The following is a 24,626-nucleotide window of genomic DNA, read 5'->3' as shown; positions in this document are numbered from 1 at the left end:
CCAGTCTTCCTTTACTTTCTGTTGCCAAACAGCCTTACACGACTTAAGCCGCCATCAGGAAAGATATTGACACGAACGGTATTAATCGGGCCTAAGTTCGCAACTTCTTCGGTAAATTCATGAATGGCGTCGGCCGACATTTTTTGTGGAGGTAATAGCTCTTGCCAGTACAGACTTTGGGTTGCCATCTGCTCGGTGGTACCACCTTTTACAAAAGCACCTTGGATTGAGCACTTATCGGGGAAGTTACCTTTAAAGTGTGCTGTATCAATGACAATGCGATTAACATAACCAATGTGCCCCAGCTGCATGACAACCCAGTCGTTTCCGGGTTCTCGGCGCCTCGCAGTTTCCCAACCATCACCCATGTTTACGCCTCGGCCAGGCATATTGAGGTTGTACATGTGGCCGAAATGTTGGTCATTACACAACACTGCTTTACCGCCGTTTTCGACCGCAAGTAAATCAAGTTCTTGCTCAGTGGAAACGGTGCTCCAGTCGATATGTGGCTGACCGTAGACACGTAGTCTGGCAACGCCACCATCAGGGTAGATGTTGAAGCGAATATGGGTGAAGTCATACTCCTTGCAATCAATCGCATGGAAATGATGACTATTGCCCTCTAACGTCACGGAATGGAGAATCGTTTTCCACTCTGATGACTCATCGGGGTCTCCGTCGGGGCAATAGCAGCCGTCTATCGACGCGGAAGGAGGGAAATTACCAGTAAAGTGCGTTGTATCTATATCGACACCATGAACGTATCCTCGTAGGCCGAGGCGAATAACGCAGTAATCATAACCTTCACCGCGTTTTCTCCTCGATTCCCAACCGTCCATCCATTTACCATTATCGTCATATACGTCTTCTTTCCACTCCGCGGGTTCATCTTTAATTAACCGGCTTTTGTCGGCAAAGAAGTCATCCGTTGCGTAAATGACTTCGGCACCCAGTCGGGCACTGGCTAAATTGACTGCGGTACAAAAATCAGCCTCTTTGCTCATGTTCACTGCATCCTCTTATTGGTTAAATGATACGTCCTTTACCCTTTCACACGACTAAGCACAGTGTCGATAAGCTTCAATTTGCAGAACGTGTTTCTCTTTGCATTTTTTTAACACTTACTTTCATGTAAGTTATTCATTTTTAATGGTGCGACGTCTTTGTTATGTCTTTTTATAAACGGTAATAACGCTTACAGCTCAGCAAGCCGGAATGCGGCAATTTTGTTGATTTCTTCTAGTGCCGTTTCCAACTCATCTTCTCTGCTGTTTTTCAGCCTTCTTTCAAACGCTGCGAGAATCAGGTGTCTATCTGCACCTTTCACAGCCATGATGAATGGAAAGCCAAATTTTGTTTTGTAACTATCATTAAAGCGCGCGAACGTTCTAAATTCCTCTAGTGTACACTTATCAATACCCGCACCCGCCTGCTCCGACGTCGACGACTCAGTGAGTTCACCACGTATTGCTGCTCTGCCAGCAGATCCGGGTGAGCGAGAATAACGCCCAACTTCTCTTCATCAGACGCTGACATAAACGTCTCTTTCATGCGTGACTGTAGATTGGCTACCTCATTGTCGGCGGCGGTAATGCCCGACTCCCAAACTCTCGAGGCAATCCATTCACTGTGTTCGTATATACCGCCAAAAGTCGCGATGAAATCGTTATGAGCCATTTCCGATGGCGTCTTGGTTTGAAAGCTCGTCATCAGATTCTCAGCCTTGTGTCTTTGTATAGGGATGCTTAGCATGCCAATGCTTAGCGATATCAATTCTTCTTGCGCACCACACGCTGTTATGGCTTTGAACATACTCGATGAAACGCTTGAGTGCGCCCAAGCGACCTGGTCTACCGATCAATCGGCAATGCAGGCCGATAGACAACATTTTTGGCGCCTCAGCACCTTCTTCATATAAACAGTCGAACGCATCTTTCAAATATTGAAAAAATTGTTCGCCGCTATTGAAGCCTTGCACTGTCGAAAAGCGCATGTCGTTTGAATCGAGTGTGTACGGTATAACCAATTGCGGTTCACCAGTTTCGGTGTGCCAGTATGGGAGGTCGTCATCATATGCATCTGAATCGTAAAGGAAACCGCCTTCTTCAGCGACCAATCGTCGTGTATTGGGGCTTGTTCTTCCCGTATACCAACCCAATGGTCTTTCGCCAGTAATTTCTTCTATAGCTGCGATGGCTTTCTGCATGTCTTCTTTCTCAGCTTCAATGCTAACGTCCTGATAATCAATCCAACGATAGCCGTGGCTACAGATCTCATGGCCCTGTTCAAACATCGTTTTGATCACTGCCGGATGGCGCTCAGCAGCCATGCCCACAGCGAAAATAGTCAGCGGAATGTCATGTTTTTTGAACAGATTTAGGATGCGCCACACACCAGCGCGGGAGCCGTATTCATAGACCGATTCCATTGAAATATGTCTTTTGCCAGGAAGTGGCTGTGCACCGGGCAGTTCAGAAAGGAAGGCTTCAGATTCTTTGTCACCATGCAAAATACATCTTTCACCGCCCTCTTCGTAATTCAAAACAAACGAAACAGCAATTTTTGCGTCACCCGGCCATTGAGGGTGTGGTGGGCGGTCAGCATATCCTATCAAATCCCTTGGATAGCTATCTGTCATCTTTATCTCCTTCAAACGAACAGCGAATGAAATCAGTTTTAATAACTTTATTATTGCAAATTGTATACAATAATCAATAAAATCATGAACAGTTTTTAAATATTCTAATTTTATTTTTTAAACTTTAATAATTTCAGATGATTAAACCATTAATTAAAATAGCTTCTGTTTTATCAACAATTAAAATATTAGGCCTAAAGCGCTCAAAAAGCTGACCGATAGTTCAGCTTTTACCCTTATGTTCTCAATTTGAATACACTAAACCGTGAATGCAAACTTGAAATTTGTATGCAACCTAACCAGACTGAATGTGGAAATTCCGGTTAAAGTCCGATGATGTTCAATCGGGTTACACAATAAATTAATCACAGTCTCAGAGGGAATTATGGGTAAGTTGACGACGCATGTTTTGGATACAGCAAATGGGAAACCGGGTACAAATATCATCATCAGTTTGTACCAGCGGACGGATTCTGGCAGTACCCTGATAAAGTCAACGACCACAAATCATGACGGAAGGACAGATGAACCTCTTCTTGAAGGTCAGTCGCTTACTGCGGGTAAGTACGAACTGGTGTTTGAGACAGCGCAGTACTTCAGAGCCATTGGCGTAGAGGTTGATGAGATTCCTTTCCTTGACGATGTTGTAATCAGATTCGGTCTCAATAACACCGAACAGCATTACCATGTTCCCCTTTTGGTCTCTCCATACAGCTTCTCTACGTACAGAGGTAGCTAAAACAAACAGTTGCGTTTACTAAGCTTTTGACGCAATAGGGTAAGCATCAATCAGCTACAAAAGCTGCAGGTGCTTATTTGTGTTAAAACAAAACAGGAAAATTGACACATGGAAGACTCTTCAAAACTTCAAAATAAGAGTGCACTTGAACATTTCTTTAAAATTGCTGAGCACGGAACCAGCATAAAGAAAGAGGTGATTGGGGGCATAACCACCTTCGCAACGATGGCATACATTATTTTTGTAAACCCCAATATTATGTCATCAACAGGAATGGATGCAGGGGCGCTTTTCGTGGCTACCTGTATCGGCGCAGCAATCGGTACATTGATGATGGGCCTGTTTGCAAACTGGCCTGTTGCACTTGCCCCGGGGATGGGTTTAAACGCCTTTTTCGCCTTTACGGTCGTCGGTGAAATGGGCTATAGCTGGCAAGTCGCACTTGCGGCAGTCTTCATCTCCGGTGTTATTTTTGTGGGGCTGAGTGTTTCCAGCGTCCGGGAGTGGATACTCAACAGCATACCTGACGATCTCCGCTACGGTATGACTGCGGGTGTTGGCTTATTTTTGGGTATTATCGGCCTGAAAACTGCCGGGATCGTCACTTCAAGCCCTGCAACCATGGTAACCCTTGGCGACTTTACGAACCCTCAGGTCTATCTGGCGGCTCTGTGTTTTTTAATTATCTGCGTACTGTCTGTCCGTCAGGTATTTGGTGCGGTACTTATCGGTATATTTAGCGTCACTGCTATCGGTATGGTGATGGGCCTTGTTCAATATAACGGTCTTGTTTCAACGCCTCCAAGCATCGCTCCCACGTTCCTTGCGATGGATTTCAGCGGGATCATGAATGTCGGCATGATCAGTGTCATTCTTGCGTTTCTGTTCGTGAATATCTTTGATACCGCGGGTACCCTGATGGGCGTTGCAGAACGCGCTAACCTCGTTAATAAGGAAACAGGGAAAATTGAAGGTTTACCGAAAGCGCTCAAAGCGGACAGCTTCTCCAGTGTCGTCGGTGCGTGTTTCGGCTGCCCACCTGTCACCAGTTATGTAGAAAGTGCATCAGGTGTCTCTGCAGGTGCACGAACTGGTCTATCTGCGGTGGTAGTTGGCCTTCTTTTCCTCGCTGCTATGTTCCTCGCACCACTCGCAGGCATGATCCCTGGTTATGCCACGGCAGGCGCACTGATTTATGTTGCCTTCCTGATGATGGGCAGTATTCGTCACGTTGATTGGGACGACTTTACCAGCGCAGTTCCCGCTGCCGTCACCGCATTGATGATGCCGCTGACATTTTCTATCTCAAACGGTATTGCACTTGGTTTTATTACCTACACCGTGCTGAAAGCAGGTACAGGTAAGCAAGATCAAATTTCCGTCGCTATGTACGTTTTAACGGTATTGTTTGTACTGAAACTGCTGTTAATGTAATTCAATACCTTAAGAAGAAAAAAGCCCGTTAACTGCGGGCTTTTTTCTCTATGCTTTTCAACTACAAAGGCTTAACGTCACAGCCTTTCAATACCAAGCTAACCAAGAACGCTGCCGCCTCATCAAAATCCTGCTCATCCAGCATGTCTTTTCCGGCGACTTGGCATATTTGCCAGTTAAAGTCAGCGTAGGTCTGTGTTGACGCCCAAAGCATATACATCAGATGATCCGGCGAAACAGGCGCCATCAAGCCTTTGTCTATCCAATCTTTAAACTTACTGACGATAAAACGTGATTGCTCGAGAAGTGCGCCAGCAATATCTTCAGGTAAATGTGGTGCACCTGTCATTACTTCATTTGCAAAGGTTTTTGATGCCAGCGCATGATCACGAGAAATGATTAATTTGGTTTTAATGTATTGAGTCAGTGCCTCTCGTGGATCATCAAGTTCCGCAATTGGGTTACTGGCCTCAAGCAAAGGCTTGGTAACACTCTCAAGCACCGCCCTATATAGCTTGTCTTTGGTATTGAAATAGTAATAGAGATTAGGTTTGGGGATGTCAGCTTCTTGTGCGATTTCAGCCGTGCTGGTTCCGGCATAGCCTTTCTCAGCAAATAAGCGACTGGCAACCGCAATAATATTGTCTTGATTCTTTTTTCTTATCCGAGACATCAAACCTCCATGTACCGACGCATTCACCTAAATCTATCTGCATACCCTCGCCAAGAAAGGAGAACTGGCAAAGCACGCCAAAACAAAGGAATTGTCAGAGAGTATATTACAGGCTAATCGCGATGTCCGGTTTCAATAACGAGCACAGTGAGCAAGCGAACTTTGGCAGCGTCAAAAGAGGTCGTTTTTGAGTCGAGCAAAAACAGAAGGTATATTCTGAGCGACAGACACTAAAAAACTCGCTTCTTAGCTGCCGACGAAAGGGAGTGTGGCGTTTGATGCTGAAGCGAGAAGAGTGGGGACTGTATGCGCCAGCTAATCTTAGGGTTCAGGCAAGATCAGAATGGCACGAAAATCGTTCACATTGGTTCTCGTAGGTTGGGTTACGATGAGCGCATCCAATGCGTTAAAAAATTCGTAGCTGTTGTTACTGTCGAGATAGTGTCTGGGATTAAGGTTTAACTTCTCTGCTTTCCCATAAAGCTCAGGCGTTAACCATGCACCTGCGTTGTCCTCCACCCCATCAATACCATCGGTATCGCACGCCAACGCGTAAATCTCAGTGTTTGCAGGCTGATTCTGCAAAGATGCAAAAACGGATAACAGGAACTCGCAGTTTCGGCCACCTTTTCCACTGTCACTGGTCACAGTCACCGTTGTTTCTCCACCAGAGAGGATCACCATCGGTGGCAAAAATGGCTGTTGAGTGTTGACACAGTGGACGGCCATTGCCGTGTGCATGAGACCGATATCCCGGGCTTCGCCCTCAATGCTGTCACTGAGGATCACTGCGGGTAATCCGCCTGTTCGGCGAGATTTTTAGCTGCGTCGAGAGAACGCTGAGGTGTTGCAATGAGCTCCAGCCTGCTGCGGGACAACGCAGGGTCACCTGGTTTCGGGGTCTCACTCGCTTCACTATTTAACCAGTCGTTAACCTGTTGGCTGACAGAAATATTGTATCTTTGCAAAATATCCAGCGCATCATGACGCGACGTAGGGTCTGCCACTGTAGGGCCAGATGCAATCACGTCAGGTTCGTCACCGGGAACATCTGAAATTGCCAATGTCAGCATAGACGCAGGATAAGCCACTTTGGCCAACCGCCCTCCTTTCACCGCTGACAAATGTTTGCGAACGCAATTCATCTCACTGATGGTTGCGCCTGAACGAAGCAGCGCTTTGTTGATTTGGCGCTTTTCATCAAACGGTACACCAGCAGCAGGAAGGCTCAACAGCGCTGACCCGCCTCCGGAAAGAAGACATATCACCTGATCGTCTTCACTGAGGTTCTCTACCATGGCAAGAATACGACGCGCGACTTTCTCCCCTTCATCATCAGGAACAGGATGAGAGGCTTCAACAACTTCAATGCGTTTGCAATCGGCACCATGTTGATAACGGGTTACAACCAAGCCCTCAATCTCACCCGACCAACACGATTCCATCTCGAGAGCCATTGATGCGGCGGCTTTACCTGCGCCGATAACCACCAACTTACCGTTCCGATTTTCAGGCAGGTAGGCGTCTAGCTTTCCTTTAGGAAGGGCTGCATCCACCGCGGTATCAAAGAGGTGTAAAAGGAAGCCTTTTGGATCTGCTTTGATATCCTCAATCGACGTCAGAGGATGAGTCGGTGTCAACGATGTCCTTGTCGAAACAGCCAAAGTTTATCTCCATGATAGTGTTCTGTAAATTCGATGTTAACTCTTTCAGCTTATATTCTTTACGCCTGAAGTCGTCAAAATATAAGTGAAAAAGGCCCGGGCCCCTTCAATGCGCCGGGCAAAGCTTCCGGTTTAGCGGATACTGTGATTGGAAAGATGTTCGATCGCTTTGACCATTGCAGAGTGATCCCACCCAGAGCCGCCAAGCTCGACACATGTCGAAAACAGCTCTTGTGCTTTCGCGGTGTTAGGCAGGGCTACACCCAATGATTCAGAGCCTTGCAGTGCGATGTTCAAATCTTTTTGGTGAAGTTGAATACGGAAACCGGGGTCGAAGGTTCCTTTCACCATTCTTTCGCCATGCACTTCAAGGATTTTCGAATTTGCAAACCCGCCCATTAACGCATTGCGGATTTTTGCCGGATCAGCGCCTGCTTTGGAGGCAAAGACCAATGCCTCAGAAACAGCTTCAATATTAAGGGCAACAATGATTTGGTTGGCCACTTTACAAACCTGACCTGCCCCATTGTCACCGACAAGGTTGATGTTCTGGCCCATGATCTCGAACAATGGCAGCGCTGCATCAAATGTCGCTTGATCCCCACCTACCATAATTGTCAAAGCTGCATTGATCGCGCCAACTTCGCCACCCGATACAGGTGCATCAAGGTACGCGGCGCCAGTCTGTTTGACTCTCTCTGCAAAACCTTTGGTTTCGATAGGAGAAATTGAACTCATATCGATGACAGTTTTCCCTGCCGACAAGCCTTCTACCAGACCATTTTCGCCGAAAAGGACTTCCTCAACCTGCGGTGTATCCGGCACCATGGTGATAATGAACTCCGCCTCGCTTGCCGCGTCTTTCAACGTCTCTGCCACCAAGCACCGCCCTCTACCAGATCAGTATCAGGTGCACCGCGATGGGCCGATAATACAAGCTTATACCCTGCTTTTTGCAGGTTCTGGGCCATAGGTTTGCCCATGATACCTGTACCGATAAATGCGATTTTACTCATGATAATCCCTCCTCAAAAACCGTGGCTTTTGAGCCAGGTCAGTCCTTCTTCTGTCGTTGTCTTGGGTTTGTACTCACAGCTGACCCAGCCGTCATAACCAATCTCGTCAATATGCTTGAACAAGAAGTGGTAATTCAGCTCTCCAGTGCCCGGCTCATGTCTACCGGGGTTATCTGCGAGCTGAATATGACCAATTGATCCCAAGTGAGCGCTCAGCGTGGGCGCTATATCACCTTCCATAATTTGCATGTGATAAATGTCATACTGAATTTTCAGGTTATCACTGCCCACTTTGTCCAATATCGATAGCCCTTGCGGGGTATTGTTCAAGAAAAAGCCCGGAATATCGCGGGTATTAATGCCTTCAGCAACCAAGTTAATACCTTCATCTTTCAGTGCTTTTGCCGCATATTTCAGGTTGGCGACAAACGTTGCTTCCGCTTCTTCATCGGTAAATTTTTCAGGTGGGATACCAGCAAGGCAATTCACCTTGTTGCAACCCAGCACCTTGGCATAAGAGATAGCCATCTCAAGCCCTGCCCTGAATTCATTCACTCTTTCAGGGTTTGCGCCAATTCCTCTCTCGCCTGCTTCCCAATCACCAGCGGGAAGATTAAACAGAACCTGCTCAAGACCATGTTTGTCGAGTTCCTGTTTTATTTCATGCGCGTCGTAGGCATAGGGGAAGAGATACTCCACCCCTTTAAAACCTGCTTTTGCTGCTGCACCGAATCGCTCCATAAACGGCAGCTCGGTGAATAACATCGACAGGTTGGCAGCAAGTTTTGGCATTTTATATTTCCTTATTCGCTAGATACTTACAGAGGTATTACTTTGAAGCTGAGGCGACGATTGCAGTTGGCGCGTCTGCAATACTCTCCGCCAAAGCTTCAAATTCGTTAATCGCGTTGATATCAACACCCATCGAAATGTTGGTGACTTTCTCAAGGATAATTTCAACGACGACAGGTACTTTATATTGTTGAGCCATTTCTTTCGCGCGCTCAAGTGACGATGCAATATCTTCAGGGTTTCTCACTCTGAGAGCCTTACACCCAAGGCCTTCAACCACCGCCACATGATCAACACCATAACCTTCAAGCTCTGGGGCATTCTGGTTTTCGAAAGCAAGCTGAACACAGAAGTCGATATCGAACTGCCGTTGTGCCTGACGAATAAGCCCAAGATAAGAGTTGTTCACCAGAACGTGCACATAAGGCAGATTGAACTGGGCACCCGCAGCAAGCTCTTCAATCATAAACTGGAAGTCATAGTCGCCAGAGATTGCAACAATTTGCTTATCCGAGTTTGCTGCGCGAACACCCAATGCCGCAGGAACCGTCCAGCCCAGTGGGCCTGCCTGACCGCAGTTTATCCAGTGACGTGGTTTGTAGACGTGTAGGAACTGGGCAGCAGCGATTTGTGATAAACCAATGGTACTGACATAGCAGGTATCACGATCGAAAACCTTGTTCATTTCTTCATAGACGCGCATCGGTTTGACTGGCGTTTCTTCATAATGGGTTTTTCTCAGCATCGTCGCTTTTCTTTCCTGACACTCTTCAACCCATTTGTCACGATTTGCCAACTGTTCCGCTGCTTTACGCTCTTTTGCTACTTCGAGGAGTTGTGTCAATGCTTCACCTGCATCCGACACAATGCCCAAATCTGGACAAAAAACGCGGCCTATTTGCGTTGGCTCAATATCGATGTGAATGAACTTACGGCCTTCCGTATAGACACCCACAGAGCCAGTGTGGCGATTCGCCCAACGGTTACCAATGCCGAGCACTAAGTCAGAACTGAGCAGCGTAGCATTGCCATATTGATGCGATGTCTGGAGACCTACCATACCCACCATGAGAGGGTGATCATCAGCAATCGTGCCCCACCCCATCAGTGTTGGGATGACGGGGACATTTAGAATCTCTGCAAGCTCTTGAAGTTGCTCAGATGCATTGGCATTGATGACACCGCCGCCTGAAACAATCAGAGGTCGCTCGGAAGAGTTAAGCATATCAATAACCTGCTCAGCCTGTTTCCTGCTCGCAGAGGGTTTGTATGCTTCTAAGGGCTCGTAACTATCGAGATCAAATTCGATCTCACCCAGTTGCACATCAAGAGGTAAATCAAGCAATACCGGACCGGGACGGCCTGACCGCATAACATGGAATGCATGTTGAAAAGCACGTGGTACCAACGCAGGTTCCAGAACCGTTGCGCAGTATTTAGTCACGGGCTTGGCGATAGACTCAATGTCTACAGCCTGAAAATCTTCCTTATGGAGACGATCGCGAGGAGCCTGACCTGTAATACAAAGAATGGGAATGGAATCAGCATGTGCAGAATAAAGGCCAGTGATCATATCGGTTCCAGCTGGGCCTGATGTGCCAATACACACTCCGATATTACCCGGCTCAGCCTCGTGTACCCCTCAGCCATATGCGATGCACCCTCGACGTGTCTTGCAAGGACGTGTTGAATACCACCCGCCTTTTTCAATGCAGAATAAAAAGGATTAATCGCAGCACCCGGAACACCAAACGCCACAGATACACCTTCTTTCTTTAATACAGCCACAGCCGCGTCTATTGCTCTCATCCTCGCCATTATAATTTCCTTTTGTATACAATTTAAGTAGGCAATTGTATTCTTAGATCGGAATCAAATATTATGCAAGAATTAAAAACAATCAAGACTAGAGTAATTACATTAATAATAACAGGTTAATTCAGTAAACATCTGAAATAGAGAGCAATAACTTTCATATTTAATTGTAAACACATCTGGTATGACCAGAATTGTATTATTGATTATTTCGCTACTAAATTAGTCTTTATATCAGAATATATTTATCTAATATGTACACAATATTATATGTGAATGTTCACATTAATACGACAGAGGATTGAAAGTAACGCCCAGAGTCTCCGAATTGGTCGTGCGGCTATGGAGTTGCAATAGGTAGGGGTCAGAAAAAGGAAGACGCTAAACGTCTAATAGTAAATTGCAGGCGCGATAGGACGGGTCAATATAGTTATTAATAATTCTTAAATACAAACGGAGACACAGGAAAGCTCAAATTTTCCAAGGCGATAAACGTATTTTTCTTCACACCTGAAAAAACTGCAACGCAGCCAACAATATCAATTTCTATATGGTCAAGGTGCTCGCTTAACATGTCTTTTAATGCATCGAGTGTGTCGTTTTTATTCGCATAGATGCCAAGCCGATTATACGTCTTCATCAGAAGCTTACCCACAAACCCAAGTTCATCATTTTGGTCGGCTAAAACAGTACTGCCGAAGAGCTTTCCTCCCGAGTTTAGAAAATTAACGATGTTTCCAATGATCTGGGATTTGTCTTTCATCGTGCCGGGTAGGCCATGAAGAAGAGAGTTAACACTGATTGAGTCAAACCCATCGCAATCAAGTTCAAGTGGCCTACGAACATCCGCTTGATATACCTCAGGTTGAAAGCGAGATATTCTTCGACTGGTGGCTGACAAACATGTTTTGTTGGCGTCGAGTAAACCGATACGATTTGTCGTTTCAGTCAAGCACTCGTCGAGGTAATATCCACTCCCAACACCCACATCCAAATGATTGTCACTTAAGGATATCTCAAACTTTTCTTTGATAACTCTTGTTGGGCATTTCCAAAGGTATAGATTCGTTAAACCCAGCACCCAGAAGTCATATATCTGAAGGATGTTAGGTGTATAAACCTCGTAAGATGGTAAGCTAGATTGCTGAGACTGCATACATACCCCTGATTCACTGCAATGCTGTTATTTCGAGACCAAATAACTGACTAAAGGTCTAAATATAAAAATTCTCTAATCCAATTGTAGATAAATCGCTGGTACTCTTCGGCACCTTAGAAGGATAAAAGGCGGTGAGTTTCATAAATGAAACACAGAGTTAGCCTTGAAATATCCACACTATATATGCAGTGCTCGACGGTTCTTATCAAAGCGGACGTGGATAGCATATTCATGTGCAATGTTATCTTTCTATCCGTCGCCCTAAATGGCAAAAATATCAAAAAAAACACATTTTCACATCATTTCAAACTTTGTTGATATTCGTGCAAAAAATAGTTTTGGAAGTGGTTGATTTATTGAAGCCACTGCGCATATCGAACAATATGAATAGGTTACTTGAAAAATCTCTATCTTTTTTGCTGTTGCAATACTCCGAGACCAAAGCTCATAGAGTGCTATTTTGAAAACCACTTTATGAATTCATACAGGTCATTCGCTTATAACTATTACATAATGTCGACCCTATGAAAGAGATTAATAACTTAATTAACAAGGTTTTACTCATCGGCATCTCTTTGGTTGATGACGAAGAGAATGCTATTGAACGAATCCAAATATTTGGACCGATCATTTGTGTTAATGCCGAGGGTATAGTAATACGCCGAAACGACACACATACTGAATTCAAAATTCCACCAGACTTTGAAAGTCTCCTTCCTGCGGCAGCCGGAGAATATCACCTAAATACCAGCGGCGAAATTGTCACAGACCCAGACTATCTCTGCAGTTGGGTGATCTATGGCGGAGAAGACCCTGAAACTGGAAAATATACCCTATTCGATTACAGCGCTTCTGCAGAAGTTGTCTGATTTCTCATCATAAAACCGCGGAAACGCATTGTCTCTGCTTGGGCAGAAGCTGTTACTTGGATAGGAGCTGAGAGATAAGTCTTTCGCACTGCTCATTTTCCATATAAACGGGGACAGGATACGTCCAATGCGCTTCTTTCAAGGCTGCTTTTGCAAGATCCGGGATATCCTCTTTTTTCAAAGCATCCAATGTATTTGGAATATCAAATTTCTTTTGCAGCCCCAAAATATAATCAATGAACGCCTGCGCTTTCTGTTCCTCTGATTGTTCTTCTGAACTCACTTTTGCCGCATCCGCGAGCAAAGCAAGGTTGGTTTTCATCTCAAATCTAAATTCACTTAGTACATGTGGCAACACGATCGCATTGGCAATACCATGCGGCGTACCATATTTCGCCCCTAGATTGTGTGCAATCGCATGAACATAGCCCACACCTGCTTTAGTAAATGCGAGACCCGCTAAATAAGATGCAAAAACGGTATTGAAACGAACATCAACGTCTTTCCCATCACTGACTGCTTCTTCCAGGTTTTGGGCTAGTAACTTTACAGCGGCGAGCGCATAACCATCTGTATCTTCTGATTTGTTCTTTGAAACAAAGGCCTCAATAGCATGAGTAAATGCATCCATGCCTGTTGCCGCCGTTGCATCGATGGCAAACCAACAATTAATGTCGGGTCGAGAGCCGCCATTATTGGCACAAGCTTTGGGTCGATGATAGGAGTTTTCTTGTGTGAAATTGGATCAGAGACTACCGCAGCAATGGTGGCTTCAGACCCCGTCCCTGCTGTTGTAGGTATCGCGAAAAACGGCGCAACTGGCTTGAAAAGGCGAAAGTATCCCGACATGCGCTTCACACTCTTTTTATTGTTAACGCCCGCAGCAATAACTTTTGCACAATCGATTGAAGAGCCGCCTCCTAGTGCCAATACACCAGAACAACCCGAGTCGTTATATAGCTTGAGGCCAGCTTCAACCTGCGCAGACGTTGGGTCTGGTAAAACACCATCAAAAAGAACACATTTAACGCCGACTGACTCAAGCTCAGACTGAATTCGTCCTGCAACACCGAGCTTAACAAGCGGATTGTCAGTGACGAGCAGAATCTTTTGAAAGCCCATTAAGCCGATTGTATTACAAAGCTGACTGGTAGAGTTTGCACCCGTGAACAGTGTAGGTTTAGGGAGTGGTACTATCGTCGAAATGGTCGAAAGTACTTTCATAAAACTCTTATAACCAATCAGGCTTATTGAATTTGGCATAGCTAAGCTTCCCTATTATCGAAATTATATTCGCCAAGTTTTATATGCAGTTATTTTCTTTAACGCACTAGCTTATGGTTTCTGCACACTCGATTCTAGAGTAAACAATCTTATTGTGACGATGAGTCACAAATGTGTGACATCTCTACTTGAAGGTTAGCTAATGGTGACTAGAAAGCGGAAAGATACAAAAACAGCGAGTATAGGAAGAGATGCAAAATAGGTGAGGAGACGCATAGCGTCTCCTCGTGAACGACTTAGTCTTTATCTGGGATAAGTAAATTGAGGAAAATGGCAATAAATGCCGCTGGCAGCAAGCCTGATGTCAAAAAGACTTTCACTGTGCTGTTTACATGCTGTAAGGCCCCTGGTTCTTGTTGAAGCCCTAGGCCTATAGAAATAGAAATCGCAAAGATAATCATGTTACGCCGATTCCACTTCACCTCTGACAACAAAGAGATCCCAGCAGACACAATCATTCCGAACATAACGATAATACTTCCGCCTAATACTTCGATGGGGATTGTCGTAATCAGCGCACCAATTTTCGGAACAAAACCTGCGAGAATGAGGAATATGGCACAAATAGTAACAACGCCACGGCTCATCATGCCGGTGAGAGCAATAACACCAACGTTCTGCGAGAACGATGTATTTGGTAATGAACCAAATAACCCCGCAAATGCTGAGCCCAGACCATCCGCAAAGGTCGCACCTTTGATTTCATCGGCTGTGGCTTCTCGATCTGCTCCCGCTTTTGTGACGCCTGAGACGTCACCAACCGTTTCAATCGCAGAGATAAAGGACATCAAACAAAAACCGATAACACTGGCGATGGTAAAATCAACGCCGAAGTGAAAAGGATTGGGGATAGCAAAGTAAGCCGCTTTCCCTACATTGGCAAAACTGACCATTCCCATTGCCCAAGCAACAACATATCCCGCAATCATGCCTATCAAAATGGCTGATGCTGACGTCATGCCGCGGGTGAGGAATTTAACAGCAATGGTCACAATCACCACCAAAACAGCGACGCTCCAATTAAGCAGGCTGCCATATTCTTCAGTGCCGATTGCAGGCACACCACCAGCAGAATATTGAATGCCAACCTTGATCAGGTAGAGACCAATCATGGTCACAACGAGGCCGGTAACCAAAGGTGGTAACGCAAAACGGATTCTACCGACAATAGGCGCCAGCATGGCGTGGAACAAACCACCAACCAATACCCCCCCCGTCACAATCGCCATGGCATCAACGCCTTTGCCCGCGACAATCGGAATAATGATCGGCACAAATGCAAAGCTGGTACCTTGAACGATAGGAAGCCTTGCGCCAACAGGACCAAATCCAATCGTCTGGAATAACGTCGCAACACCAGCAAACAACATGGATACCTGTATCAGGTAAATCAAATTATGGAAATCAGGTGAGTTGGAGCCATATCCAAACCCTGCCGCACCAGCAATGATGATAGCAGGCGTGATGTTGCCGACGAACATTGCGAGTAGATGCTGAAGGCCAAGCGGGATTGCCTGAGCCATTGGTGGAGTATAATCGGGGTCTTTCAGTTTCTCGGCTAAAGAGTCTTGTTCACTCATTAATAAACCTCCCTGTAAGGTTCAACGTTGGTAGTCAAAAGTGTGGTGTCTACTTGACCTCTTCACATTAGAAAAGGCCTTAGCCGAACCCACTGCACTCTCAGAGCAAAAGCATAAGCTCCGAAATAATAATTGGATACAATATAGATTAGCATGTGAGCACAATTTTTAGTCAAACGACGATTGGAACTCGAAGTGTTTCAACAGCAGAAAAAAGAAAGGAAAAATAGGCAAAAAAATAAAGGACTCAATATCACCCTCTTACTTCAAAATTTTTTAAATTTCTGATTTTATAATATAAATTCAAATAATTTATACTACCAACCTTCGATTATTACCCTCTATTGCCATCGGAAACTTTCATCATAAACTCCTCATATAGACCGATTTTTCAGACATATAAATCATCTCTAATAGAGTGACTATTTTTATTTTTTATATATATTTCAGATGTTTAAATTTTTATCATGATTGAGAAATTGGTGGACATGATTGATATTTTCCCTTCTAGTCAGCTAACTCTGAAGCAACAAGGGATCAAAAGGATATTCCGCCATATGCATATTGTTTAACTCCTCATTACATCATCCGCAATAACTGAACAAAGCGCATTCTTTACCATTGGGGAGAAACTCGCAGAATTGTCAAATAACTGCATCATTAGAAGCACTTTTAAATACAAAATTTTACTCGCTGATATACAATCAGAAATACAAACTGTATGCGCTTAAATGGTTAACTTGCCTTTATCCATATAAGGCTGGCATTATCGCGGTAACGCAATCCCAAGAGATAAGATAAGTTGGAACATGTCGGGACTATCTAAAACCAAAATAAAAACATCCAAACAGTCAAATCGTACTCAAGACGATGTGGTTTATGGCCATATTTTCGACGCAATTCTTGAACACCGGTTGCCACCCGGTACCAAGCTCAGCGAAGAAGCACTTGGCGAAATTTTTGGTGTCAGCAGAACTATTATTCGTCGCGCACTGCTGAGGTTATCGGTAGAGCAAGTTGTGGTTACGCGACCAAACAGAGGATCTGTCGTTGCCTCGCCGACGGTTGATGAAGCATTACAAATACTCAAAGCTCGCGAGGTGCTTGAACTGGCGATTGTTGAACTAGCCACTCAGAATGCTACCAAGAAACAAATAGAAGAAAGTCGAGCAATGATTTTCGAGGAACAAAAAGCCGTTTCAGAGGGCGACGAGGGTAAAGCGATTCGTATATCGGGTGAATTCCACATCAAACTTGCTGAAATGGCAAATAACCCTCCCCTGTTAAGTTTTCAACGAAGCCTTGTTTCCCAATGTTCACTGATCATTGCGCTTTATCAAGCCACGAAAACAACCAACTGCTCATTGGACGAACACACACTGCTCATTGATGCGATTGAACAAGGCAGCAAAGACAAAGCCATTGCGTTGATGGTTGAGCACCTCGACCACATCAAGTCTAAACTCCGTCTCAATGAATCTACATCGAATAAAGACCTTCACTCAGTCTTCTCAAATGTACTGAGCAAAAAGCTGTAGCTTCTTTACCTCTTCTTATCTCGCTGCGCCTAAAAAATGAAGTCGACGTCAACCTGACTCGGCTTCATTGCCAAAGAAACATGTAAATTTCTATCTCTCTGATTACCCGAAAGAAATAACTCTCCATATGCATTCAAACTGGCTTCAGTCTCAGTTTTGACTCTATCTTCCTTAAGCATTTTATTGACCGATTGGTCAGTAATTATTAGATTTAAGTTGTTACATGATGGTTAACAACTATTGAAAACTGTGTGCAAGGAGGATGCGTGATTCGTTTTTTATTCAATAACGAGATCCGCGAGGAAACCGATTTATCACCAAATTTGACGGTACTTCGCTACCTTCGTGAAAAGGCAGGTAGGTGCGGGACGAAAGAGGGCTGTGGTTCAGGCGATTGTGGTGCATGCACGTTGTATTAGGTGAAGTGAAAGACGGAAAACTCAGTTATCAAAGCATTAATGCGTGCCTGACCTTCGTGGGTGCGTTGCATGGAAAACAACTCATCAGTGTCGAAGATTTACAGACTGACGAAGGGCTTCATCCCGTCCAAAAAGCAATGGTCGACTTTCATGGCTCTCAGTGCGGTTTTTGTACGCCGGGGTTTATTATGTCGATGTTTGCTCTTACCAAGAATTCCCCTAATGCTGACAAACACAGTGTTGAAGAAGCACTCGCCGGTAATTTATGCCGCTGCACAGGCTATCGTCCGATCGTCGATGCCGCCCTGTCACTCAGCAACAACACGCCCCTGAAAGATCAATTCTCAGATTATGAAGCACAAGTCGTCAACACACTGTCAAAACTAAACCTGACGACAACCAGCCTCCATGGAGATAACAAATCTGCCTTTGTGCCCACTTCGACCGATGAATTAGCCGCAATCCTTGAAAAACACCCGGATGCCAAGCTCGTGGCGGGCGGCACAGACTTAGCATTAGAAGTGACACAGTTCCATCGTGATATCGATACCCTTGTGCACCTCAACAACATTTCCGACATGAAGAGCATTGTTGAAACTGATAACCATCTGGATATCGGTGCGAACGTGTCGCTGTCAGAAGTTGACCATGTTATTACCCCCCACTATCCCGATTTCGGGAGGCTGTTACAGCGATTCGCGTCACTGCAAATCCGAAATCAAGGTACGCTTGGAGGGAACATTGCCAATGCTTCTCCGATAGGCGATTCACCGCCTTTACTGCTTGCATTGAATGCAGAGATTGTTCTTCGCAAAGGGAATAGACGCCGAACGGTGAATCTGGATGATTTCTTTCTCGGCTACAAAGTCACGCTCTTGGAGCCCTCAGAGTTCATCGAGCGGGTGATTATTCCTAAGCCCCATAAGCATCAGTTTTTTCAAGCGCATAAGATATCTAAACGTATTGACGATGATATCTCCGCGGTATGCGGCGCGTTCAATCTGACGATTGAAAACAACACAGTGACCGATGTATGCCTTGCCTTTGGTGGTTTAGCAGCCATTCCTGCAAGGGCGACATCTGCGGAAGCAGCACTTATTAATAAAACGCTGGATGACAAAAGTATTGACGCTGCAATGAAAGCATTGACGCAAGATTTCTCACCGATTACTGACTGTCGTGCGACAAAGGAATACCGCCTGGAAACAGCCGCGAACCTGCTTTACCGCACCTATCTTCGCATTCGATTGGATCACAATAACAGTCAGGCACAACAAATTGAGGTGACCAGCTATGTCTCGTAAAACGACCCCCGCTATGAGTCAGGAAGAAATGGTCAGCCAAGCGAAGGAAGGGTTGCAGACCGGCGTCAGTAAATCCGTCAAACACGAGAGCGCGGAAAAGCATGTGACCGGTGAAGCCATTTACATTGACGACCGCCCAGAATTTCCAAATCAACTTCATGTCTATGCGCTAACCAGCCCATACCCACATGCCAAGATTACCCATATTGATACCGCACCTTGCTATGAAGTGGAAGGTGTAGAGTTTGTCCTGACGGCCAAAGATGTACCGGGTGAACTCGACATCGGCCCTGTTCTGGCTGGAGACCCACTGCTGGCACTTGATGAAGTCAGCTTTGTCGGTCAACCCGTTATTGCCGTTGCTGCTGATTCACTAGATAACGCCAGAAAAGGAGCAGCTGCAGCAATTGTTGAATATGAAGAGTTGCCTGCAGCACTGGATGTGGAAACGTCTCTGGCTCAAAAGTTATTTGTCACCGATAGCCATACCCAAAAACGCGGAGATTCGGATAGTGCTATCGCTTCTTCGCCACATATTCTTGAGGGTGCATTGCATATCGGCGGACAAGAGCACTTCTACCTCGAAACACAAGCGTCAAGTGTTGTTCCCACGGAAGATGGCGGAGTTATCGTTTACTGCTCCACCCAAAACCCAACAGAAGTACAGAAACTCGTGGGCTCCGTACTCAATACTCCAATGCATAAAGTGTTGGTTGATATGCGAAGAATGGGCGGTGGTTTTGGCGGAAAAGAAACACAAGCCGCTTCACCCGCATGCATCGCCGCCATTATTGCAGTGAAGACAAAACAACCTGTCAAAATGCGGCTCCCGCGCCGAGAAGATATGATCATGACGGGCAAGCGGCATCCCTTTTACAACCAATACCGCGTGGGCTTTGATGATACGGGAAGAATTGAGGGCATCGACATAGTGGTATCGGGAAATGCAGGCTATTCACCGGATCTCTCCCGCTCGATTGTCGATCGTGCCATGTTCCACTCAGATAACGCCTACTTCCTGAATAACGCAACGGTAACCGGGCATTGTGTAAAAACACACACCGCCTCAAATACCGCTTATCGCGGTTTTGGTGGCCCGCAAGGCATGATGACGATCGAACACATCATGGACGATATCGCCTGCAAACTCGGTAAAGACCCGCTAGAGGTAAGGAAACGCAATTACTACAGCGACGATGGTCGAGATGAGACGCACTACTTCCAAAAAGTCGAAGATAACCTGATCCTCGAAATGACGGAAGATCTGGAACAAGACTGTGACTACCAGAAACGTCGGGCAGAGATTCAGGCGTTCAACGAACAAAGCCCGATACTCAAAAAAGGTATCGCGCTCACGCCCGTCAAGTTTGGTATTTCATTCACCGCAACCTTCCTGAACCAGGCTGGCGCTTTGGTCACCGTGTATACCGATGGCAGTATCTGTCTGAATCATGGTGGAACAGAAATGGGACAAGGGTTGAATACCAAAGTTGCTCAGATTGTCGCTGAAACCTTCAGTGTCGATGTCAACACGATTCAAATAACCGCTACCAATACTGAGAAAGTTCCCAATACATCACCAACAGCAGCATCATCAGGCACCGATTTAAACGGGAAAGCCGCACAGAATGCAGCGTTAACTATAAAAGCAAGAATGATTGAATTTGCCAGAGCGCATTTCAACGTCAGTGAGATCGACATTATATTCAGCAACGGTATCGTTACTGCGGGTGATAAGGCCGTAATGACTTTTGCAGATTTTGCTGAACTCTGCTGGTTTAACCAGATTTCTTTGGCCAGTACTGGTTTCTACCGTACGCCAAAGATATTTTATGACCATCAAAAGGCTAGAGGCCGCCCCTTCTACTACTTTGCCTACGGCGTCTCCTGTTCAGAGATTATCGTTGATACTCTGACCGGAGAATACCGGGTACTGCGCGCCGACATACTTCACGATGTCGGTGCCGCATTGAATCCAGCTATCGACATTGGTCAGGTCGAGGGCGGATTTATACAGGGTATGGGATGGTTAACCACCGAAGAACTTGTATGGAATGAAGCAGGCGCACTGGCAACCAGTGGCCCTGCGACATACAAAATTCCGGCGGTTAATGACGTACCCGATATTTTCAACGTCAGACTGGTTGAAAACAGGGCTAACCCTGAAGATACGGTTTTCCACTCTAAAGCTGTCGGCGAGCCACCATTCATGTTGGCAATCTCCGTCTGGTGTGCACTTAAAGATGCCATCGTCAGCGTTTCAGAAAATGGAGATATCCCCTACCTCGCCGCACCCGCGACACCGGAACAAGTGTACCAAGCGATCAAGCGAGTAAGAGGAAAGCCCCCTATCTTCAAAGATGAGGAACGCAGGGAGGCCGAAAATGTATCGAAATAACTGGATACAACAGTTAGCGAAACTAGAAAAAGAAAGCATCCCTTGCGTGTTAGTGACGGTGATGGATGAAAAAGGTTCTGTTCCGAGAGGCACAGGTACCAAAATGCTGGTAACAAAAGAGAGCATTACCGACACCATTGGTGGCGGGCATCTTGAGCACATGGCAACGCAAATCGCCAGAGAAATGTTAGAGGACGGCACCCAGACAATACGAACCGAGAAATACAACCTTGGCGCCAGCCTTGGCCAGTGCTGTGGTGGTATGGTCTCAATTTGTCTTGAGCCGATCATTCCCCAAAAGCACAAAATCATGCTGTTTGGTGCAGGTCACGTGGCAAAGGCACTGGTGCCCATACTCGCTTCTCTGCCTTTTAATATTGTCTGGGTGGACGAAAGAAAAGAACAATTTCCGGAGCAAATTCCTGACAATGTAGAGATCAGGATTTCTGACGATCCCGTTAGTGAAGTTGCCACGCTGCCAGCCAATAGTTTCTATCTGGTGATGACGCACAACCACCATCTCGATTTTGAGCTGACAAAGGCCATCCTGAAAAAGGATGACAGCAGTTACTTTGGTGTCATTGGATCGCAAACCAAGCGCAAACGCTTCATTCACAGATTGAGACAACGTGAGTTCAGCGATACACAGATATCGAGCATGATCTGCCCCATTGGCCTCTCAGAAATCAGTGGCAAACATCCTGCAGAGATCGCAGTCTCAGTTGCTGGTGAACTTATTGGCTACTATCAGGCCATTGAAAATAAACATGTATCTGATGACGTAAAACAAGCGTCATCAAGATGAAGAACACGACAAGGTAATAACCATGATTCGTCCTCAGCATGGGAAAATCGCATTCCGAGCAGCGCTGCTTCATCTACTCGAAGACCCTGCGAAAGAGTCTTTAGAGCAGAGCTATCAATACATTGACGATGGTATTTTACTTATCGAAGACGGCCATATTGTCGCCCTCGGAGAGTATCGCGATCTCTCAACGCAACTTGATGATAGCGTCGTAACCGATATGAGCGGCAAACTCATTGTGCCGGGATTTATCGACACACACATCCACTACCCACAGACACGAATAATCGGAGCTTACGGCGATCAACTTCTAGATTGGTTGAACAATTATACCTTTCCTGAAGAATGCAGATTTGCTGACCGCCAATATGCCGAAGAGGTCGCAGAGGAGTTTTTTGACCAACTCGTTATGAACGGTACAACCACAGCGCTGGTTTTCGGCACGGTTCATAAACACTCCGTTGATGTTTTTTTCACTGAAGCAGAAAAGCGCAACTTACGAATGATAGGTGGCAAAGTGTTGATGGATCGCAATGCGCCAGATGCACTGCTCGACACGCCGGAAACAGGGTACGAAGACAGCAAAGCACTGATCGATACATGGCACAACAAAGGACGATTAAGTTACGCTGTCACTCCTAGATTTGCACCAACCAGTACCGATGATCAATTAGCATTGGCGGGTAAGTTATTGCGCGAGTACCCGGATGTTTATCTCCACACTCACCTTTCTGAAAATCAGAACGAAATAGAATGGGTACAGGCCCTTTTTCCAGACAGCAAAAACTACCTCGATGTATATGACAGACACGGCCTAGTGAAACCTCGTGCCGTTTTCGCCCACGGCGTACATGTCTGTGATGATCAATGTGGAAGGTTGGCTGAAACGGGCGCGGCAATTGCCTTTTGCCCGACATCAAACCTCTTCCTCGGCTCTGGATTATTCCCGCTTGAACACATTGAGAAACAGGGCGTTAAAGTCGGTGTGGGCACTGACGTTGGGGCTGGAACCTCGTTTTCAATGATTGAAACTATGAGTGAAGCATACAAAATCATGCAACTGCAGGGCAAAAAACTCAATCCACTGAAATCCCTTTATCAGATCACCTTGGGTGGCGCCAAGGCACTGTACCTCGATGACAAAATTGGTAACTTTACTGCAGGGAAAGAAGCCGACTTCGTTGTTCTTGATCTGCAAGCCACAGACTTACTCTCTGTAAGAATGAAAAACTGCCAGAGCGTGGAAGAAAAGCTATTCGTATTGATGACACTCGGTGATGAGCGTGTTGTGTCACAAACCTACTCGATGGGCAGCCCCATTTACTCGCGTGATAGTTAATTCATGCCATGATTATTGTAAGGCACTGGTTTACTGGCTTCTATAGCGGTCAGTGCCTTACAGCTCAACGGCAAAAAGGAGCGCCGTCATGGAAGACTTTATCCGCAAACTCCCAAAAGTCGAACTTCACCTTCATATTGAGGGCTCTCTCGAGCCAGAGCTCATGTTTACGCTGGCTGAGCGAAATAACATTTCCCTGCCCTATGCCAGTGTCGAAGAGGCGAGAAACGCCTATCAGTTTACCGACTTACAATCTTTCCTCGACATTTATTACCAAGGTGCCAATGTTCTCCAAACCAAACAGGATTTTTTCGACCTGACGTGGGCCTACCTGCTCCGTTGTCAGGAAGATAACGTCATACATACAGAGATATTTTTTGACCCGCAAACCCATACTCAGCGTGGAATACCTTTCGCAACGGTTGTAGCCGGTATCTCAGATGCACTCGAAAAAGCAGAGAAAGAACTGGGAATTAGTTCGCTGCTGATTATGTGTTTCCTGCGTCACCTCAGTGAACAAGATGCCTTTGATACGCTTGAACAGGCTAAACCACACTTAGATAAAATTGTCGCTGTCGGGCTAGATTCCTCCGAACTTGGACATCCACCGGAGAAATTCAGCCGCGTATTTTCAGCCAGCAGACAGCTCGGGCTTCGATGTGTTGCGCATGCTGGCGAAGAAGGACCACCAGCAAACATACGCTCAGCCATTGATGACTTGCACGTAGAAAGGATTGATCACGGAGTGAAATGTGCTTCCGACAGAAAGCTCGTTGATGAACTGGCAAGAATGAAAATGCCCCTGACCGTCTGCCCGTTATCAAACATTAAGCTCTGCGTTTTTTCCTCCATGGAGCAACATAACTTCCTCTATCTGTTGAAAAAGGGTGTGTGTGTCACGATCAACTCTGATGATCCTGCGTTTTTTGGCGGCTATATGACTGACAACTTTCTGGCCGTTCATAAAGCGTTGAACCTCACCCGGCCACAACTCGTGCAATGCACGATGAATGCGATTGAGGCGTGTTTCCTTAATCAGAAAAACAAAAAAAATCTACTGAAGATAGTTGAAAGTTATTATTAATTATTAACGAGAACATAAATTGTAAACATCCACCTTCTAAAGAAGGTGGCTTTCAATGAGCCCCCTAAAAGGGGGC

General features: G+C 45.7%; 14 protein-coding genes and 6 pseudogenes. 9 read left to right on the top strand and 11 right to left on the bottom strand.

The window, feature by feature from the left end; all coding sequences use genetic code 11:
• Positions 1-11: 11 nt before the first annotated feature.
• The 3 genes and pseudogenes from alc to puuE all read right to left on the bottom strand — a co-directional run bounded on the left by alc (position 12) and on the right by puuE (position 2,638).
• The gene (alc, locus tag CS022_RS15650) at positions 12-1,004 is read right to left on the bottom strand and encodes an allantoicase (protein ID WP_129123082.1); all 993 of its coding nucleotides are present in this window, start codon (positions 1,002-1,004) and stop codon (positions 12-14) included.
• A 191-nt stretch (positions 1,005-1,195) separates the two neighbouring features.
• A pseudogene (gene uraD, locus CS022_RS15645) lies at positions 1,196-1,710 on the bottom strand (2-oxo-4-hydroxy-4-carboxy-5-ureidoimidazoline decarboxylase).
• Positions 1,711-1,717: 7 nt separating this feature from the next.
• Positions 1,718-2,638 carry an allantoinase PuuE gene (gene puuE, locus CS022_RS15640; RefSeq protein ID WP_129123081.1) on the bottom strand — a complete coding sequence of 307 codons (921 nt, stop codon included), beginning with the start codon at positions 2,636-2,638 and terminating at the stop codon, positions 1,718-1,720.
• Between the two features lie 385 nt (positions 2,639-3,023).
• Between puuE and uraH the strand changes: the two genes are divergently transcribed.
• Both uraH and CS022_RS15630 read left to right on the top strand, forming a co-directional pair.
• A complete protein-coding gene (gene uraH, locus CS022_RS15635; protein ID WP_129123080.1) occupies positions 3,024-3,377 on the top strand; it encodes a hydroxyisourate hydrolase in 354 nt (117 codons plus the stop codon).
• A 108-nt stretch (positions 3,378-3,485) separates the two neighbouring features.
• Complete coding sequence (locus tag CS022_RS15630) at positions 3,486-4,811, top strand: NCS2 family permease (protein ID WP_129123079.1); 1,326 nt, start codon at positions 3,486-3,488, stop codon at positions 4,809-4,811.
• 61 nt (positions 4,812-4,872) lie between these two features.
• Here CS022_RS15630 and CS022_RS15625 read toward each other — a convergent pair whose 3' ends face one another.
• The 6 genes and pseudogenes from CS022_RS15625 to CS022_RS15600 form a co-directional block, all read right to left on the bottom strand.
• Entirely contained in the window at positions 4,873-5,484 is a 612-nt protein-coding gene (locus CS022_RS15625) for a TetR/AcrR family transcriptional regulator (protein WP_129123078.1), read from the bottom strand.
• A gap of 321 nt (positions 5,485-5,805) precedes the next feature.
• Positions 5,806-7,088 (bottom strand): annotated as a pseudogene (locus CS022_RS27770) (glycerate kinase type-2 family protein).
• Positions 7,089-7,280: 192 nt separating this feature from the next.
• Positions 7,281-8,164, bottom strand: a pseudogene (locus tag CS022_RS15615) (2-hydroxy-3-oxopropionate reductase).
• Positions 8,165-8,176: 12 nt separating this feature from the next.
• On the bottom strand, positions 8,177-8,956 hold the full coding sequence (hyi, locus tag CS022_RS15610) for a hydroxypyruvate isomerase (protein WP_129123077.1): 780 nt from the start codon (positions 8,954-8,956) through the stop codon (positions 8,177-8,179).
• Positions 8,957-8,993: 37 nt separating this feature from the next.
• Positions 8,994-10,774, bottom strand: a pseudogene (gcl, locus tag CS022_RS15605) (glyoxylate carboligase).
• 430 nt (positions 10,775-11,204) lie between these two features.
• A complete protein-coding gene (locus CS022_RS15600; RefSeq protein WP_129123076.1) occupies positions 11,205-11,927 on the bottom strand; it encodes a class I SAM-dependent methyltransferase in 723 nt (240 codons plus the stop codon).
• A 527-nt stretch (positions 11,928-12,454) separates the two neighbouring features.
• Between CS022_RS15600 and CS022_RS15595 the strand changes: the two genes are divergently transcribed.
• Entirely contained in the window at positions 12,455-12,799 is a 345-nt protein-coding gene (locus CS022_RS15595; protein WP_129123075.1) for a hypothetical protein, read from the top strand.
• 52 nt (positions 12,800-12,851) lie between these two features.
• Here the strand turns inward: CS022_RS15595 and CS022_RS15590 are convergent.
• Positions 12,852-14,062: pseudogene (locus CS022_RS15590) on the bottom strand (iron-containing alcohol dehydrogenase).
• Positions 14,063-14,319: 257 nt separating this feature from the next.
• Positions 14,320-15,663 (bottom strand): uracil-xanthine permease family protein, encoded by a 1,344-nt coding sequence (locus tag CS022_RS15585; RefSeq protein WP_129123074.1) that lies wholly within the window; start codon positions 15,661-15,663, stop codon positions 14,320-14,322.
• A gap of 809 nt (positions 15,664-16,472) precedes the next feature.
• Between CS022_RS15585 and CS022_RS15580 the strand changes: the two genes are divergently transcribed.
• The 6 genes and pseudogenes from CS022_RS15580 (at position 16,473) to CS022_RS15555 (ending at position 24,550) form a co-directional block, all read left to right on the top strand.
• Positions 16,473-17,201, top strand: a complete 729-nt coding sequence (locus CS022_RS15580) for a GntR family transcriptional regulator (protein WP_129123073.1) — start codon at positions 16,473-16,475, stop codon at positions 17,199-17,201.
• 323 nt (positions 17,202-17,524) lie between these two features.
• Positions 17,525-18,924 (top strand): annotated as a pseudogene (gene xdhA / locus CS022_RS15575) (xanthine dehydrogenase small subunit).
• Positions 18,914-21,322, top strand: coding sequence for a xanthine dehydrogenase molybdopterin binding subunit (gene xdhB / locus CS022_RS15570; RefSeq protein WP_129123072.1), 2,409 nt, complete (start codon positions 18,914-18,916; stop codon positions 21,320-21,322). Before xdhA ends, xdhB begins: the two are co-directional and overlap by 11 nt.
• Positions 21,309-22,127, top strand: a complete 819-nt coding sequence (xdhC, locus tag CS022_RS15565) for a xanthine dehydrogenase accessory protein XdhC (RefSeq protein WP_129123071.1) — start codon at positions 21,309-21,311, stop codon at positions 22,125-22,127. The genes xdhB and xdhC overlap by 14 nt, the downstream gene beginning before the upstream one ends.
• A 22-nt stretch (positions 22,128-22,149) precedes the next feature.
• Entirely contained in the window at positions 22,150-23,466 is a 1,317-nt protein-coding gene (guaD, locus tag CS022_RS15560; RefSeq protein ID WP_129123070.1) for a guanine deaminase, read from the top strand.
• Between the two features lie 88 nt (positions 23,467-23,554).
• On the top strand, positions 23,555-24,550 hold the full coding sequence (locus tag CS022_RS15555; RefSeq protein ID WP_129123069.1) for an adenosine deaminase: 996 nt from the start codon (positions 23,555-23,557) through the stop codon (positions 24,548-24,550).
• The last annotated feature ends 76 nt before the right edge of the window (positions 24,551-24,626 follow it).

The sequence above is a fragment of the Veronia nyctiphanis genome (assembly GCF_004116385.1).
GTDB classification, from domain to species: Bacteria; Pseudomonadota; Gammaproteobacteria; order Enterobacterales; family Vibrionaceae; genus Veronia; species Veronia nyctiphanis.
This window is presented reverse-complemented; position numbering and strand designations above follow the sequence as displayed.

What these genes read in the sequence shown, in the direction of transcription:
- alc (WP_129123082.1), bottom strand. Translation starts at nt 1,004, where the DNA reads ATGAGCAAAGAGGCTGATTTTTGTACCGCAGTCAATTTAGCCAGTGCC.
- puuE (WP_129123081.1), bottom strand. Translation starts at nt 2,638, where the DNA reads ATGACAGATAGCTATCCAAGGGATTTGATAGGATATGCTGACCGCCCA.
- uraH (WP_129123080.1), top strand. Translation starts at nt 3,024, where the DNA reads ATGGGTAAGTTGACGACGCATGTTTTGGATACAGCAAATGGGAAACCG.
- CS022_RS15630 (WP_129123079.1), top strand. Translation starts at nt 3,486, where the DNA reads ATGGAAGACTCTTCAAAACTTCAAAATAAGAGTGCACTTGAACATTTC.
- CS022_RS15625 (WP_129123078.1), bottom strand. Translation starts at nt 5,484, where the DNA reads ATGTCTCGGATAAGAAAAAAGAATCAAGACAATATTATTGCGGTTGCC.
- hyi (WP_129123077.1), bottom strand. Translation starts at nt 8,956, where the DNA reads ATGCCAAAACTTGCTGCCAACCTGTCGATGTTATTCACCGAGCTGCCG.
- CS022_RS15600 (WP_129123076.1), bottom strand. Translation starts at nt 11,927, where the DNA reads ATGCAGTCTCAGCAATCTAGCTTACCATCTTACGAGGTTTATACACCT.
- CS022_RS15595 (WP_129123075.1), top strand. Translation starts at nt 12,455, where the DNA reads ATGAAAGAGATTAATAACTTAATTAACAAGGTTTTACTCATCGGCATC.
- CS022_RS15585 (WP_129123074.1), bottom strand. Translation starts at nt 15,663, where the DNA reads ATGAGTGAACAAGACTCTTTAGCCGAGAAACTGAAAGACCCCGATTAT.
- CS022_RS15580 (WP_129123073.1), top strand. Translation starts at nt 16,473, where the DNA reads ATGTCGGGACTATCTAAAACCAAAATAAAAACATCCAAACAGTCAAAT.
- xdhB (WP_129123072.1), top strand. Translation starts at nt 18,914, where the DNA reads ATGTCTCGTAAAACGACCCCCGCTATGAGTCAGGAAGAAATGGTCAGC.
- xdhC (WP_129123071.1), top strand. Translation starts at nt 21,309, where the DNA reads ATGTATCGAAATAACTGGATACAACAGTTAGCGAAACTAGAAAAAGAA.
- guaD (WP_129123070.1), top strand. Translation starts at nt 22,150, where the DNA reads ATGATTCGTCCTCAGCATGGGAAAATCGCATTCCGAGCAGCGCTGCTT.
- CS022_RS15555 (WP_129123069.1), top strand. Translation starts at nt 23,555, where the DNA reads ATGGAAGACTTTATCCGCAAACTCCCAAAAGTCGAACTTCACCTTCAT.